The organism is Lactococcus sp. EKM203L (assembly GCF_011800585.1).
GTDB lineage: Bacteria > Bacillota > Bacilli > Lactobacillales > Streptococcaceae > Lactococcus > Lactococcus lactis.
In genome coordinates, this window is record NZ_JAALEQ010000002.1 from 165613 (window position 1) to 181205 (window position 15593).

Consider the following 15593-nt stretch of genomic DNA (forward strand, 5'->3'; position numbering starts at 1 on the left):
GTTCTTTTTTAAGATTTAATTCAAATTTTATTATCTTTTGCAAACAATTGGCTTGTCAAAAGTTTTTTACAAGTCCTATTATGCCATTTTCCACCCATTTTTGCAAGATAAGAAAAAAGCAGAAAACCTGCTTTTTTCTTAATGAAATGGATTAAAAAATCGGCCCTGATTTACAAAGAAGAGAAGAATAACAATCACCACTCCTAAAAGCGCAAGCAAGATAACCAAGTAATCTTTAACATTCAAAGGTTGATAAGAATACCAACTTCTTTTCTTCTTTTTACCAAATCGTCTAAGCTCCATAGCTGTGGAAATAGTATCAATTTGTTCTAAACTGGAAAAAATTAAAGGGAGTAACAATTGAACATTTAATTTTATTCGCGAAAAAAGTCCTACTTTTTTTGATAAATCCATTCCTCTGGCCTGTCCAGCATTACGGATTGCTAAAAATTTTTCTTGCATATCAGGAATATAGCGCAGCGCTAAGGAAACCGAATATGAGGAACGATAAGGCAGACCAATTTTATTTAAACTACTGGCAAATTGGCTCGGATTAGTAGTTAAGATAAAGAGTAAAGCGAGCGGAATGGTTGAAAAATATTTCAAGACGAGATTAAAAAGGTAAAAAAGTTCTTCTAAAGTAAGAGGTCCCCAAAGGATTGTTTTTGAATCATAAAGTCGCGCGCCATATCCAGGGTCAAAAATAAATACAAAAAGCAGATTTAAAATCGCAAAAATTGCTGCAAATTGGGCAACCCTTTTTACTGATGAAAAAGGAATTTTAGAAAAATAAAATAAAATTACCGAAAATAAAGCAACAAAAGCCAAATATCTCGTGTCATAAGTCACCATACTGCTGATAGAAATTAATAGAAAGAAAAGGAGTTTTGCTGTTGCATTCAGTTGGTAAATAAAAGAATTTCCAGCTTGATAGCCTAGAACACTAAGTTGATTATTCATGCTTTAATCTCTCCTGATTCTGAAAATTGATGAAAGCTTTTGTCAGTAAAACGGGATTGGTATCTGTTTGTCTGGCAAGTTGATAAAGGCTTGGTTGACTTAAATTGCCCATTTTTACAAAATCTTCATTTTCTAAAATTTGATAAGGACTGCTGTCAGCAATAATTTTCCCGTCAGCAAAAACAAGGGTCCGGTCACTATATTCTGTAATTAAATACATATCGTGCGTAATCATAATCATTGTTAAATGAAGACGGCGGTTAAGTTCGTCAAGAAAATCCATGATTTCCCGATAAGATTGTAAATCCTGAGCAGCTGTTGGCTCGTCAAGGACTAAAATTTCAGGTTCTAGTATTAAAATACTAGCAATCGTTACTCTTTTTTTCTGACCATAACTCAAAGAAGAAATTGGCCAATTTCTAAAAGGATAAAGCCCACAAACTTTCAAAATTTCTTCAACTTTATCTTGAATCATTTTTTCATCAACATGACGGAGTCGTAAACCAGCTGCCACCTCATCACTGACAATATTTTGCGAAATCATCAGATTTGGATTTTGCATAATATAGCCAATTTTTTTCGCACGTTCAGAAATAGAATCAGCAATAATCGATTGCCCTCGGTATAAAATTTCGCCACTCGCTTCAACAAAATGACAGAGTGCATTGGCAAAGGTTGACTTACCAACTCCATTTTTCCCGACAATTGAAATTTTTTCTCCTTCTTGAACTTCTATATTAATACCTTTTAGAACTTCATGTTGAGCAAAATTTACTGATAAATTTTTTACTGACAGAATATTATTTTTGCTGACAGCCTTGTCAGTAAATTTATAGGTGTCTAAAAAATCTGTCAGTAATTTTTTTGCTGACAGGACTTCCAAACTTTTTAGGTCAGAAAAATCTGTCAGTAATTTTGTAGCATTTGCAGCTTTTAATGCTGAGAGATAGAGGGGCTCGCGTAATGAATTTTCATTAAAAATTTCTGTTTTTAATAATTCAGCAGGACTTCCAATTGCAACAATTTCGCCGTCGTTGACCACGACAATTTTATCAATACCAAGCGGTAAAACTTCTTCGATTCTGTGTTCGATGATAATCGTAGTGACTTCATTATTTTCATGAATATCCTTAATCAAAGCCATTGTTTCTAAGCAAGTTTGCGGGTCCAAATTGGCTAAAGGTTCATCAAAAAGCAAAATTGGCGATTCATCAATCAAAACACCAGCTAAAGAAACCCGCTGCTTTTGTCCTCCCGACAAATCTTGGGGGCGATGATTCAAGAGTTTATTTGTTTCTGTTTTGTCTGACCAATAGGCCACTTTACTGACCAGTTCATCATGAATCAGACCATCATTTTCCAAAGCAAAAGCAATATCCTCAGCAACGCTCAAACCAATAAACTGGCCATCAGTATCTTGCAAAATCGTCGACACCTTTTCAGATAATTCAGCAATTGAAGTCCCAAAGGGCAAACCAGCAATTGAGAGTTCACCACTTGCTTCTCCTTTATGTAAATGAGGCAAAATCCCATTAAGACAAGAACCAATCGTTGATTTACCTGAACCAGAAGGACCGACAATCAGTACTTTTTCCCCAGGAAATATTTCCAAATTAATCTTTTTTAAAGTTGGATTTTTTTGTAAATCATATTTAAATGTAAAATCTTTGAACGAAATTAAGGCTTCCATTTTTATCCTTCTTTTTAGAGATACTTTATTTTTTGTGCTTTATTAAACCGATACAAGCGTAAAAGCAGCAAATATTTGCTGCTTTTATTTTAGCATATCTGGAGCTTTTTATTCTTTATCGAGTGAGCCAGATTTGGTTCTGGTAGCAGCATAGAGTTTGAGTAGTAAAGTTCCTGCTACGGCAATAGTCAATGCATTTACTAAACCAGCAACAATTCCTTGTGTGAAGACCTTATTTGCCGGTTCACTATAAACTAAAACATCCCCAATTGGAGCAATAATTCCCCAAACTACGACATTGGCTAAAAATTGAACAATATTAAAACGAATGATTTCTTTATTTCCAAAAATTCCTTGAGTCAAAGTTTCTCTTTTGACTCCAAAAGCTAGAAATAAGCCCATTAAACCTGAGCCTAAAACCCAAGTCCACCAAGGCGCACCATAGAGAAATGAATCTTTAAGGGCATGACCAATAAATCCGATCAAGAAACCAGCTAAAGGGCCAAATAAGGCTGAAAATAGGGCAAGGACCGCATATTGCAATTGAATACTAGTATTTGGAATTGGTGTAGGAATATTAATTAGCCAACCAATAATCACAAACAAAGCAGCCCCAATCCCAGTGGCAACAACAATTTTTACAGAGTTATTTTTCATTGTTTCTCCTTTTTATAAAATATTTTTATCTAAAATTATTTGATAAATTATCGATGTGAAACCCGTCTAGCTAAGAAATCACCAACAAGCTGAACCAATAAAACAAAAATCAAGATTAAAATGGTTGCAAACCAAGTCACATCATTGGCAAAGCGATTATATCCATAAGAAATGGCCGTATTTCCTAGTCCACCAGCTCCAATCGCACCAGCCATTGCAGTCAAACCAATCAAGGAAATTAAAGTAACGGTTGAAACACGAATTAAACTAGCTAATTCTTCACGAAGATAGACCGTGAAAACAATATCGAGAAAATCAGCTCCCACCGTTTGAGCTGCTTCAACTTTTCCATGGTCAACAGACTCAAGCGAAGCTTGAACTTGTCTGGCATAAAAAGGAGCCACTCCTAGAGCCAATGGAACTAAAGCCGCAGTAACACCAATCTGCGTCCCCACCAAAATTTTAGTCAAGGGAGCAATTGCTGCTAATAAGATAATAAAGGGAAAAGCCCGTCCGATAGAAACAATTTTATCTAAAATCCAAAATAATGGTCGATTAGGTGTAATCCCATCTTCAGCAGTCACCACAACACCAATTCCAAATATCAATCCCAATAAACCACCAATAAGTGCTGAAATAAATGTCATATAAAGCGTTTGAACAATTGCTGTCCACCAACCCGTCTCACCTGTCCATCCTAAATAAACCACATTAGGAAATGTATGTGCAAACCATTCTGCCATTAGTCTACCGTCCTTTCAATTTTACCTAAAACTTCAAATTTTAAATGTCTTTCAACAAAATATGCCTTTGCGGCAGCCCGATGTTCACTTGAACCTTTTAAGGTCAAAACTAATGAACCAAAAGGTTGTCCTTGAAGTAACTCAACATTACCATAGAAAATGTTGGTTGTTACATCAAATTTTTTCGTAATATCAGAAACCACAGGGTCTTCAAGCTCTGAACCTGAATAATCTAAGTGAATTAATTCTTCGTCATCTGCTAATTGTGCCAGAAGTTCTGTTCTAGAAAGACTGGCAATAAAACGATTGACCGAACTTGTTGTTTCAATAAATTGTTTTGTTAAAGCTTCTTTAGGTTGTGCAAAAATATCAATTAATGAATTTTGTTCAATGATTTCACCATTTTGCATAACAGCTACTTTATTAGCAATTTCCTTAACCACTTGCATCTCATGTGTAATTAAAACAACTGTGATTCCCAATTTTTCATGAAGAGATTTAAGTAAATCTAAGATTTGATTGGTTGTTTTTGGATCAAGTGCTGATGTTCCTTCATCTGAAATCAAAATCTCAGGGTCATTAGCAAGTGCACGCGCAATAGCAACTCTTTGTTTTTGTCCCCCAGAAAGCTGAGCTGGATACTTATCAGAAAGCTCTTCTAAATCAACTAATTTTAATAATTCGGTCACTTTATCCGTTTTTTCTTTTTTTGTAAGATAACGTTTTTTCCCGTTTTTATCTTCGATTTGGCTATGCTGTAAAGCAAAAGCCACGTTATTAAAAACGGTTTTTTCACTTAAAAGATTAAAATGTTGAAAAATCATCCCAATCTTTTGACGAAACTCACGTAATTTCGCGCCAGTAAATTTTACAGGATTTTCACTATCAAAAATCTTCTCACCATTAATCACAATTTGACCTTTGGTCGGTTTTTGAAGGAGATTAATGGTTCTGACCAAAGTTGATTTACCAGCCCCAGAATAACCAATTACTCCATAAATATCCCCTTTTTCAATGTGTAAAGTAGCATCTTTTACTGCTGTGACTAATCGTCCTTTCTGATGAAATTGTACAGAAAGATTATTTAATTCAATAATTGCTGTCATATTGTTTTCCTTTATCTTTTTTCATTCTCTGTCAGTACTGACAAAGTTATTTTCTCTTTTGTCAGTACTGACAGAAAATCTCGTCTCTGACGAGTTTTCTTAGTTACAATTTTAAATTCCAAGCGGGGAGTTCTCCACCATCTGGATATTCTTTTTTAATGGTATCAGCGATATTTTTTTGCTCATAAGCTTTGACCACTTCTTTATAAACTTTATTATTTTTATCAGACTGATTTGCCGCAATAAAATTAATCCATTGAGCTGAATCTTCATTTAAAGGTTCTTGATAAATTGATTCTTTCTCCGAAATTTTTGCTGAAATAGCAAAAATATAATTAATGACTGCTGCAGCAACAGAATCAAGCGCACGTGGGGTTTGACTTGCATCAATTTCTTTGATAATTAAGCCTTTAGGATTATCTCTGATATCTTTAACCGTTGCTAATGCTCCTCTAGAAGTATCAAGTTTAATGAGTCCTGCATTTTTTAAAACATAAAGGGCGCGGCTTTCATTGGTAACATCATTTGGGATAGCAATCGTACTTTTATCAGGAATTTCCGTCACATTTTTATACTTTGTCGAATACAAATGAATCGGCGTAATAATTGTATCACCAATTGATACGATATTTCCATTATTAGCTTTATTCCATGATTTCAAGTAAGCGTAATGTTGAAAGGCATTGAGGTCCACTTCATGGTTAGCCAAAGCTTTATTGGGCTGATCTCCGTCAGTAAAATTGACAAATTTTAAAGTAATCCCAAATTGGTCTTTTGCATTTTTTTGAACTTGTTTCCAAATGGCATCTTCTTGTTTCCCACCAGGCATCAAACCTATTTTTACGATTTTACTGACAGAAGTAGATTTGCTTTTTCCTTGCCTTAAAGTAAAAGTGATTAAACCAACGATAATAACCAGCAAAAGCAAACTTCCAAAAAGAATTTTTCGATTTCTTGGATTCATAAATAAATCCTTTCATTTTCAAAGTTTCAAGTTCCAAGCTGGCAATTCTCCGCCATCTGGATATTGTTCTTTGATTGCTTTTTCTGTCGCTTTTGAAGCATAAGCCTTGGCAACTTCTTTGTAAACTTTATTATTTTTTTCTTTACTTGTCGCAGCAATAAAGTTAATATACTGAGCAGAAGTTTTGTTGAGAGGTTCCATATAGACAGATTCAGAATTTGGTAAGCTAGCTGCGGTTGCATAATTATAGTTAACCACTGACAAAGCAACAGAATCAAGCGCACGCGGTGTTTGGCTTGCATCCACTTCCTTGAATTTCAATTGATGCGGATTTTCTGTGATATCTGGTAAGCCAACTAATTTGCTAGAATCACTTGTTGTCAATTTAATCAAACCTGCACTTTGGAGCACGAACAATGCCCGACTTTCATTTGAAGCATCGTTTGGTATTGCAACGGTTGACCCTTCTTTTAAATCTGACAATTTGCTGACTTCTTTTGAATAAATGTGCATTGGTGTAATATAAGTATTTCCTACTGCCACAATATCACTCTTATGTGCTTTATTCCAAGTTTTCACATAATTATAAGATTGAAAGGCATTGACATCAATATCTCCCGAAAGAAGTGCTTCATTAGGTTGATTATAATCAGAAAAATAAACAAATTTTAGCTTTAAATCATATTTTTCTTTGGCGGTTTTAGCTACTGATTTCCAAACCTCTTGGTCTTGCTTGTCCCCACTCATGATTCCAACCTTAACTGTTTTTTGAGCGGTTGATTTTTTACTTGCTTGATGATTTAAACTAAAGAAAGCAACCAAAGCAACAACGATAATCACTGCAAGTGCAACAATAATATTTCTATTTTTCGGATTCAAATTTTTCCCCAAATTCTACTGAATACTTATAAAATATTCTATTTCACAAGTGTCCAGACCTTCTTTGAACGATAAGTCTCTCAATGAAGAGAGACTTATTTGAGTATTAAAAACAATTATTTTAATTTCAAGCCCCAAGCAGGAATTGTACTCTTGTCCGGATAAGCTTTAGCAATAGTTTTTTTGGTTGCTTCTGTTTCATAAGCTTTGACAACATCTTTATAAACAGTGTTGTTTTCGTCTTTTTTATTAGCAACAATAATATTAATCCATTGTTGGCTATCTTTATTAACTGGTTCTGTAAAAATGGCATCAGATTTCTTTAAACCAGCAGTAACGGCATAATTATTATTGATAACTGCTGCATCGACTGAATCTAAAGCACGCGCAGTTTGTGAAGCATCAAGTTCTTTAATGACCAAATTTTTTGGATTTGATGTGATATCTTTGACCGTCGCCAGTGTTTGACCAGAAACATCCAATTTAATCAAGCCCGCAGACTTCAAGACATAAAGGGCACGACTTTCGTTAGAAGCATCATTTGGTACCGCAATGGTTCCACCCTCTTTGATATCTGAAATATTTTCGAGTTGTTTTGAGTAAACACTGATTGGCGAAATCACTGTATCCCCAATCGCCACTAAATTGCCATTATTTGCTTTATTCCATGCTTTTAAAAAAGCATAATGTTGAAAGGCATTTAAGTCAATATCGCCATTTTTCAATGCTGTATTTGGCTGAGTATAATCCGTAAAGTGTGTGAATTTCAAAGTAATTCCATATTTATCTTTAGCAGTTTTAGCTACCGTTTGCCAAATGCTGTCATCTTCTTTTGTTCCTGTCATTATCCCAATTTTCACTGTTTTATTTACCGTTTTATTTGCTTGAGATTTTTGACCAAAGCCGATAAATGCAGCAATAGCTACAATAACAACAACAATTATTCCAATAATTATATTACGATTTCTAGGATTCATAATCTTCTCCAATTTCTACTGACCAAACCGTTCGTAATCAGTTTGAGTCTTCTGTCAGTAAAATTTATTAGCCCTAAGGCAGAAATTTCTAAAGTAGAAATTTCCAAAGTTTTCACCTAACCGTTACTTTTTAACGAAATTACTTAGTCGAGTTTCAATCCCCAAGCAGCAATTTTTCTCTTATCAGGATAAGCTTTCTCAATTGCTTTTTTCGTTGCTTCAGTTTGGTAGGCTTTCACAACTTCTTTATAAATTTTGTTATTAGCATCTTTTTTATTTGCAACGATAATATTAATCCATTGCTCGCTATCTTTGTTTACAGGTTCAGTATAAATAGACTCTTCAACCGTTAATTTTGCTGTTGTTGCAAAATCGTCATTAATTACTGCCGCTGTAATTGAATCAAGCGCACGCGGTGTTTGTGCCGCATCTAATTCTTTAATGACCAAATTTTTTGGATTTGAATTAATATCTTTGACTGTCGCAAGTGTATCACCTGATACAGAAAGGCCAATCAAACCAGCATTCTTCAAGACATAAAGTGCACGACTTTCATTTGAAGCGTCATTAGGTACTGCAATTGTATCTCCTGATTTAATTTGGCTCAATGAAGTAATTTTTTTAGAATAAAGACGAATTGGTGAAATTGTTGTATTACCAATTGCTTTCAAATCACCGTCATTAGCTTTATTCCAAGCATTCAAGAAAGCATAATGTTGGAAGGCATTCAAATCAATATCGCCGTTTTTCAAAGCTGTATTTGGTTGTGTATAATCTGTAAAATGAGTGAATTTTAAAGTAATTCCATATTTATCTTTAGCTGTTTTAGAAACAGTTGACCAAATGGCATCATCTTCTTTTGTTCCTGTCATTATTCCAATATTCACAGTTTTATTTGCCGTTTTACTTTCACCAGATTTATGATTAAAACCGAAAAATGCAGCGATAGCAACAATTACAACAACAATAACGACAATTAAAATATTTCTGTTTCTTGGATTCATTTCTTCTCCCTTTTTTCTAATTGATTTATTTTTCAAAATCAATTATTCCCCTTTTGATAAACTTTTACATCTATTAGAAAAATTAACCGTGCACCTGTTAATTTTTCTAAATCTAAACAAATTCTTCAAGATAAAGCGTTCATGCTAAATAAAAATAGCTCATTTCATATAAAGAAACGAGCTATATCGTGGTACCATTCTTGATTTAAGCACTTTTTAGTTCACTGAAAATTTTCAGATCCCAAAGGCAACTTTCAAGTTCAATAACGAGAACCATTCCGTCAAGAGCTTAGTTAAACCTCACTCTTGCTACGCTTATCAAGCCATTTTCATCGCTTCACTCAGGCTTGCTCTCACCGCTACAAGCTCTCTGTGCTGACCTTCACAATTACTTACTCGACCGCTTTTATTTTGTCCGAATTTGTGTATAGACTTATTCTAACAGACTTTCGTTTCTTTTGAATTATTGATTTTTTATGTTGCCTTAAATATTTTTTAAGTTTAATTTATAAAATAGATTAACAATCTTAAAAAAATGCTTTTCAACTTAAAATATGCTAAACTTAATGAGTAAAAATAAATATTTGCACAATGGGTCTATTGACAAAACTGTCAGTAGCGAGAAATACCATCTGACCTGATCTGGGTAATGCCAGCGTAGGAATGTGTTAAGACAAATGTCTAATTTCTAACCCTCCTTTTGTGCGCATCAAAAAGGAGTTTTTTTATGTCTAATTCTAAGTTCAATGTCCGTTTATTAACGGAAATTGCCTTCATGGCGGCACTCGCCTTCATCATCAGCCTTATTCCAAATACTGTTTATGGCTGGATTATTGTTGAAATCGCCTGTATCCCAATTCTTATTCTCAGTTTTCGTCGCGGCCTAACAGCTGGACTTGTCGGTGGATTAATCTGGGGAATTCTGTCAATGATTACTGGACACGCTTATATTTTAACCTTGTCTCAAGCTTTTCTTGAATATCTCATCGCCCCTGTTTCACTTGGAATTGCTGGACTTTTCCGCCAAAAAACAGCCCCTCTAAAACTTGCACCAGTTCTTTTGGGAACTTTTGTTGCTGTTCTTCTTAAATACTTCTTCCATTTTATTGCCGGAATCATTTTCTGGAGCCAATACGCTTGGAAAGGCTGGGGAGCCGTTGCTTATTCTCTTGCTGTCAATGGAATCAGTGCAATTTTGACTGCTATTGCTGCATTTGTCATTTTGATCATTTTCGTCAAAAAATTCCCTAAACTTTTCATTTATAGCAATTACTAATAAAATCTGTCAGTAACTTTTACAAAAAAATAAATCTGTCAGTAAAATTATTTTATCTTGTCAGTCAGCACAAATTCTTCTATAATAAAGCTATGTCTAAAAAGCAAAAATTAAAGAAAACACTTGTAGAACAAATTCTTGATAAGGCAAAAATTGAGCATACTGGACTTGCTATTAACGCTTTAGAAAGTAATAGCCTCCCTGAGGATATCAGCCGCAGTGATATTTATAAAACCCTAGCACTAATCGGCGATAAAACTGGCCCTGTCATTGGTATTCTTCCACTGACAGAGCATTTGTCAGAAAAAAAATTGGCCAAAGTTTCGGGCAATAAAAAAGTAAGCATGATTCCTCAAAAAGACTTGCAAAAAACGACAGGTTATATTCACGGTGCAAATAATCCTGTGGGGATTTGGCAAAATAAAAAATTCCCGATTTTCATTGATTCTATTGCCTTAGAGCACGGCTTTATCGTTTGTTCAGCTGGCGAAGTTGGGCGTAGCATAAAAATCGCTCCTAAAGTCCTTGCTGACTTTGTTCATGCTCAATTTGTCGAAATTAGAGAATAAAATTACTGACAGAATTTCTGTCAGTAATTTTTTGTTTATTAAAACAAGAGTTTGCAAAAATTCTTCTTTTTTAGTATATTTTATTTTATACATAAAACAAAGGATTCTTAATGCAAAATACAAAATTATATTCTTTAACCCTAATTGCTCTTGGTGCAGCAATTATTGCGGTTCTCTCTCCTCTGTCTATCCCAATTGGTATTGTGCCCGTCACCTTACAAACACTTGCCGTAGGACTTGTTGCCACAGTACTAAAAGCGCGTGAAACTTTTTTTGCTATCTTACTCTATCTCCTGCTAGGATTTATTGGAATTCCCGTATTCACTGGTGGGACATCAGGAATTGCGGTTCTTTTTGGTCCAACAGGTGGTTTTCTAATTGCCTTTTTAATAATGGGAACCCTTATTTCTTTTGGCCTTCATCAAATTAATTATAAGACCATCCCTGCTTTTATCATAAATATTGTAGGACACCTGCTTATGTTAGTTATCGGAACATTGTGGCTCAAATTTTTTACCAATGTCGACTGGTCATTGGCCTTAAAGCTTGGATTCACACCCTTTGTCATTGTTGAAATTATTAAAGCTGTCCTTGTCACTATCTTTGGCTTAGCACTTATTCGTGCACTTTCTCACACAAATAAATACTTTACAAACTAAGGCAAAACCGATACAATTAGTCTATGTTTATAAAAGTACTTATGGCGCTTTATCCCCTTATTGTCTTTATTGCATTGGTTTTCATTTTCAAGTTTTTTAGACTTCGTCACTTAACCAATCGCAAACTAAAAATTCCAGATGTTTTTACAATCTTTCTCATCTTAGGGATGCAAATTTTTTCTAAAAATGTTACAAGTATCAGCATCATTCCATACTACCTGCTAATCATTTCTGGCTTAGCGCTTGTTTTGTTGTTGCTTGATTTGCTTTATTATAAACAATTTACCTATCGTCGCTTTTTAAAACTCTGGTGGCGCTTGACCTTCTTTATTACTTTGATTATTTATCTTATCCTTATTGTGATAACATTTACCCATTAAAAAAAAGCCCTGAAATCTCAGGGCTTTTATTTATTTCCTAATTCTTTTAAGAGAACGCCAAATTCTTCTTCAGATAAAGTAATTCCTTTACCCATTTTTTCATGGTCAGGTGACCAAGTACGAATGTCATATTTAGGTTCAGCATCATTCCAAGAAACACGATTTAATTCTTTACGCCAACCTTTTGCATTTTCAGAGAGAACAATCAATTCTTCAATGATTTCAAATTTTAATTTATTAGCCATCTTATTTCCTTTCTCATTAGTCTATACGAAAATAAATCACTTTTGTCACTCTTCAATCAATTGAATATCTACACCAACAGCAGTCAATTTTTCAATAATGTGGTCATAACCACGTAGGATAAACTCAATATTAGAGATTTTTGTAGTTCCACTGGCAATAATTCCAGCAGTAACCAAAGCCGCACCAGCACGTAAGTCAGTTGCTTGAACACAACTGCCAGTTAATTCATTAGGAGCGTCATAAATAATTCGATCATCTAAAACAGAAATATTAGCACCCATACGAGCTAATTCAGGGACATGATTGACACGTTTTTGATAAATCGTATCAACAATTGAACCACGACCTTTTGCTTTCAATAAAAGTGGTGTAATTGGTTGTTGCAAATCCGTCGCAAACCCTGGGTAAGGAACAGAAGTAATATTGACTGATTTTAGATTTTCTGATTTATGAACTTCAATACTATCTTCACGAATGGTCAAACCTACACCCATTTCTTCAAGTTTAGCAATGAAAGATTCCAAGTGTTCATAAATAACATTTTCAATGATGACACCATCTCCCATAGCAGCTGCTAAGGCAAGATAAGTTCCTGCTTCAATACGGTCAGGAATCACTGTATGTTGAGCACCGTGCATTTCATCCACTCCAGTAATGCGGATAATGTCAGTTCCAGCTCCTCGAACTTGTGCGCCCATATTATTTAGAAGTGTCGCCACATCAATAATCTCAGGTTCACGGGCAGCATTTTCAATGATAGTTAAACCTTTTGCACGACTAGCAGCAAGCATTGTATTAATTGTTGCCCCAACAGAAACAACATCCATATAAATGGTTGTTCCTACTAATGAATCACCAATCACTTCTAAGTGCTCAGCTTCTTCTTCTTGAATCTTCTTAGCCCCTAAAGCTTTAAAGGCTTTATCATGTAAATCCGTTGGACGAGGGCCTAAATCACAGCCACCAGGCAAGCCTACTGTCGCCTGACCAAAACGTCCCAAAAGTGCCCCATTGAAATAATAAGAAGCACGTAAAGAGTTGATTTTTCCATAAGGAAGGGGACGAGAAACAACACTGCGTGTATCAATCACAAGTCGTCCTTCTTCAAGATTTCGTTCAATTTTTGCTCCCATGATTTCCATGATTTCGACTAAACTTGTGACATCAGAAATATCTGGAACTCCTTCAAGCGTTACAACATCGTTAGCCAAGATAGTTGCTGGAATCAAAGCAACTACTGAATTTTTTGCGCCAGAAATTGGAATGGTTCCTGAAATACGCTTCCCACCATTAATTACTATTTTTTTCATATTATTTCAAAATCACTTTTCACATTTTTATTGTCTTAAAAAAATTATATTTTTAAGAACCGCTCTCTATTTTAACATTTTATAGTAGTTTTTCATAGACTTTTTTATCTAAATAAAAAATCACAGCTAAAATTTTAACTGTGATTTTATTTTCCATTGCTTAACTGAATAATCTCTTATTCAAAAACAAATTGATTGTGATAAAGTTCAGAGTAGAAGCCACCTTGAGCAACGAGTTCATGGTGATTTCCTTCTTCGATAACTTCACCATCTTTAAGAACAACAATCTTGTCTGCATTAAGAATTGTTTTCAAACGGTGAGCAATAACGAATGAAGTACGACCAGCAATAGCCGCTTCCATCGCCCATTGAATTTGTTGTTCAGTTACTGTATCCACATTTGAAGTTGCTTCATCCAAAATCAAAAGTTCTGGATTTGTCAAAATGGTACGTGCGATAGAAATTTGTTGTTTTTGACCAACTGAGAAGACTGATTCATCATCTGAAACATGTGTTTCATATTTGTCAGGCAAGCTATCAATGAAATCATGAATGTGAGTTGTCTTAGCCACTGTTTCAATTTCTTCTTGAGTAGCATTTGGTTTACCAAACTTGATATTATCAGCAATCGTTCCATCAAAGAGAACAGACTCTTGCAAAACAATTCCGACATTTGAACGCAAGCTATCTAAATCAAATTCACGAATATCAGTTCCATCAAATTTAATCGCTCCACCATTAACATCGTAGAAACGGTTCATCAAGTTCATAACTGTTGTTTTACCTGAACCAGTTGGACCAACGAGGGCAACCATTTGTCCTTTTTCAACATCAATATTAACTTTTTTGAGGACTGGTTTTCCTGGAAGATATTCAAAATCAAGATTTTCGATTTGAATTCCGTCTTTAATCGTATCAAATTTCTTACCATTTTCAGGACGAACTTCTTCTGGTTCATCAAACATGACATTCAGACGAGTTGCCCCTGTGATGGCAAGTTGAAGTTGACCAAAGTTTGATGAAATTTGCATGATTGGGTTGTAGTAACTTTGAACGTATTGAACAAAGGCAACCAAAAGCCCTAAACCTGTGGCAATTGACATGCTATCATCGTTAAGAACATAGGCCGTTCCACCAAAGATAACAATGGCAATTGATAAAAGTTGGAAACCATTCATCAATGGGAAAATCATACCAGACCATGCTTGAGCAGCAAAGGTACGTTTTTTAACATTTTCATTGTGTTCCAAGAATCCATTAATAGAATCTTCTTGTAAACCTTCAACGATAATTGCTTTTTGCCCAGAGATTTTTTCATCCATATAGGCATTAAGATGTGAAACTTCTTCTTGTTGTTTGTCTGTTGCTTTTTTCGATTGACGAATGATAATAACAGCAGATAAAATGGCAACTGGAGAAGCGGCAACTGTCAACCAAGCAAATGTCACATCTTTATTGAAAATCTGGATAATGACACCCACAAAGACCGCAGCATTTGAAATAACTGAAACGAGTGCTTGGTTTAAAGTATTTTGAATGTTATCCAAGTCAGATGTGAAACGAGCAAGGATATCACCATCTTGATGACGGTCAAAATATGAAATTGTCAAACGTTCAAGTTTACCAAACAAACCTTTACGCATGCGATTTGTTGAATGAGCAACGATACGGCTAAAGAGCAAGGTATAAATCAACATTGATACACCTGTTGCTACATAAACTGCAAGCAATTGCCACATTCCTTTCATGAATGTAGAAGTGCTGGCTGCATGTGAAGTTGCCACTGTTTTAAGTGTTTCTAAAGTTGTTCCTTTAGGAAGATTAGCAGTGATTTGGTCTTGTGCTGCTTGTGGCAAAGATTTCACAACTTCAGGAACATTGTGCCAATCTACTGTTTGGTGCATTTGTTGGCTTAATTGTTGAGCAATTTGTTGTAGTGCATCTTGGGATTGACCAGCATGTTGATGTGTAAAGAAGTCAGTCACATATTTAGTCAAATTAGTGATGGCGTCCCCCAAAAGTGATGGAGAAACAACCTGTAACCAAGTTGCTAAAATGATGAAAATCATAATTACAGCAAATTGGAGTTTATATCTTTTCAGATAGAGGTAAAAAAATCGGATGGCACGTGTGGTGTCAGACATTTTTCTTGTTGATTTGGTATTTCCCATGT

16 protein-coding genes and 1 riboswitch are annotated in these 15593 nt (G+C 34.9%); of the genes, 4 read left to right on the forward strand and 12 right to left on the reverse strand.

The genetic code is table 11. The features are described 5' to 3' along the window. Positions 1 to 138 precede the first annotated feature (138 nt). From HFD15_RS04025 to HFD15_RS04065, 9 genes are all read right to left on the reverse strand, one after another. Positions 139 to 960, reverse strand: coding sequence for an energy-coupling factor transporter transmembrane protein EcfT (locus HFD15_RS04025; protein ID WP_021722383.1), 822 nt, complete (start codon positions 958 to 960; stop codon positions 139 to 141). After that, the gene (locus HFD15_RS04030) at positions 953 to 2650 is read right to left on the reverse strand and encodes an ABC transporter ATP-binding protein (protein ID WP_058208275.1); all 1698 of its coding nucleotides are present in this window, start codon (positions 2648 to 2650) and stop codon (positions 953 to 955) included. The genes HFD15_RS04025 and HFD15_RS04030 overlap by 8 nt, the downstream gene beginning before the upstream one ends. A 108-nt stretch (positions 2651 to 2758) precedes the next feature. Further along, positions 2759 to 3307 (reverse strand): ECF-type riboflavin transporter substrate-binding protein, encoded by a 549-nt coding sequence (locus HFD15_RS04035; RefSeq protein ID WP_012897180.1) that lies wholly within the window; start codon positions 3305 to 3307, stop codon positions 2759 to 2761. Between the two features lie 47 nt (positions 3308 to 3354). Then, positions 3355 to 4050 (reverse strand): methionine ABC transporter permease, encoded by a 696-nt coding sequence (locus tag HFD15_RS04040; protein ID WP_003131669.1) that lies wholly within the window; start codon positions 4048 to 4050, stop codon positions 3355 to 3357. Continuing rightward, a complete protein-coding gene (locus tag HFD15_RS04045) occupies positions 4050 to 5156 on the reverse strand; it encodes a methionine ABC transporter ATP-binding protein (protein WP_003131670.1) in 1107 nt (368 codons plus the stop codon). The genes HFD15_RS04040 and HFD15_RS04045 overlap by 1 nt, the downstream gene beginning before the upstream one ends. Before the next feature lie 103 nt (positions 5157 to 5259). Further along, positions 5260 to 6120 (reverse strand): MetQ/NlpA family ABC transporter substrate-binding protein, encoded by an 861-nt coding sequence (locus tag HFD15_RS04050; protein ID WP_058208274.1) that lies wholly within the window; start codon positions 6118 to 6120, stop codon positions 5260 to 5262. A gap of 18 nt (positions 6121 to 6138) precedes the next feature. Further along, complete coding sequence (locus tag HFD15_RS04055; protein ID WP_010905281.1) at positions 6139 to 6999, reverse strand: MetQ/NlpA family ABC transporter substrate-binding protein; 861 nt, start codon at positions 6997 to 6999, stop codon at positions 6139 to 6141. A 116-nt stretch (positions 7000 to 7115) separates the two neighbouring features. After that, a complete protein-coding gene (locus HFD15_RS04060; protein WP_058208273.1) occupies positions 7116 to 7976 on the reverse strand; it encodes a MetQ/NlpA family ABC transporter substrate-binding protein in 861 nt (286 codons plus the stop codon). A gap of 143 nt (positions 7977 to 8119) precedes the next feature. Further along, positions 8120 to 8980, reverse strand: coding sequence for a MetQ/NlpA family ABC transporter substrate-binding protein (locus HFD15_RS04065; protein ID WP_010905280.1), 861 nt, complete (start codon positions 8978 to 8980; stop codon positions 8120 to 8122). Positions 8981 to 9561: 581 nt separating this feature from the next. Next, positions 9562 to 9661: riboswitch (TPP riboswitch) on the forward strand. 46 nt (positions 9662 to 9707) lie between these two features. On the opposite strand from HFD15_RS04065, the gene thiT reads away from it, so the two are divergent. The 4 genes from thiT to HFD15_RS04085 all read left to right on the forward strand — a co-directional run bounded on the left by thiT (position 9708) and on the right by HFD15_RS04085 (position 11864). Then, positions 9708 to 10256, forward strand: coding sequence for an energy-coupled thiamine transporter ThiT (gene thiT, locus HFD15_RS04070; RefSeq protein ID WP_021722388.1), 549 nt, complete (start codon positions 9708 to 9710; stop codon positions 10254 to 10256). Positions 10257 to 10348: 92 nt separating this feature from the next. Beyond that, positions 10349 to 10825 carry an aminoacyl-tRNA deacylase gene (locus HFD15_RS04075; protein ID WP_167593311.1) on the forward strand — a complete coding sequence of 159 codons (477 nt, stop codon included), beginning with the start codon at positions 10349 to 10351 and terminating at the stop codon, positions 10823 to 10825. Positions 10826 to 10935: 110 nt separating this feature from the next. Next, entirely contained in the window at positions 10936 to 11484 is a 549-nt protein-coding gene (locus HFD15_RS04080; protein WP_003131681.1) for a biotin transporter BioY, read from the forward strand. Between the two features lie 23 nt (positions 11485 to 11507). After that, positions 11508 to 11864, forward strand: a complete 357-nt coding sequence (locus tag HFD15_RS04085; protein WP_015425786.1) for a DUF3397 domain-containing protein — start codon at positions 11508 to 11510, stop codon at positions 11862 to 11864. Positions 11865 to 11890: 26 nt separating this feature from the next. Here HFD15_RS04085 and HFD15_RS04090 read toward each other — a convergent pair whose 3' ends face one another. The 3 genes from HFD15_RS04090 to lmrD form a co-directional block, all read right to left on the reverse strand. After that, positions 11891 to 12109 (reverse strand): YdbC family protein, encoded by a 219-nt coding sequence (locus HFD15_RS04090; RefSeq protein WP_058208271.1) that lies wholly within the window; start codon positions 12107 to 12109, stop codon positions 11891 to 11893. Between the two features lie 45 nt (positions 12110 to 12154). Next, positions 12155 to 13420, reverse strand: coding sequence for a UDP-N-acetylglucosamine 1-carboxyvinyltransferase (locus tag HFD15_RS04095; protein WP_058208270.1), 1266 nt, complete (start codon positions 13418 to 13420; stop codon positions 12155 to 12157). A gap of 176 nt (positions 13421 to 13596) precedes the next feature. After that, positions 13597 to 15591 carry a multidrug efflux ABC transporter LmrCD subunit D gene (lmrD, locus tag HFD15_RS04100; RefSeq protein ID WP_081042644.1) on the reverse strand — a complete coding sequence of 665 codons (1995 nt, stop codon included), beginning with the start codon at positions 15589 to 15591 and terminating at the stop codon, positions 13597 to 13599. Positions 15592 to 15593 lie beyond the last annotated feature (2 nt).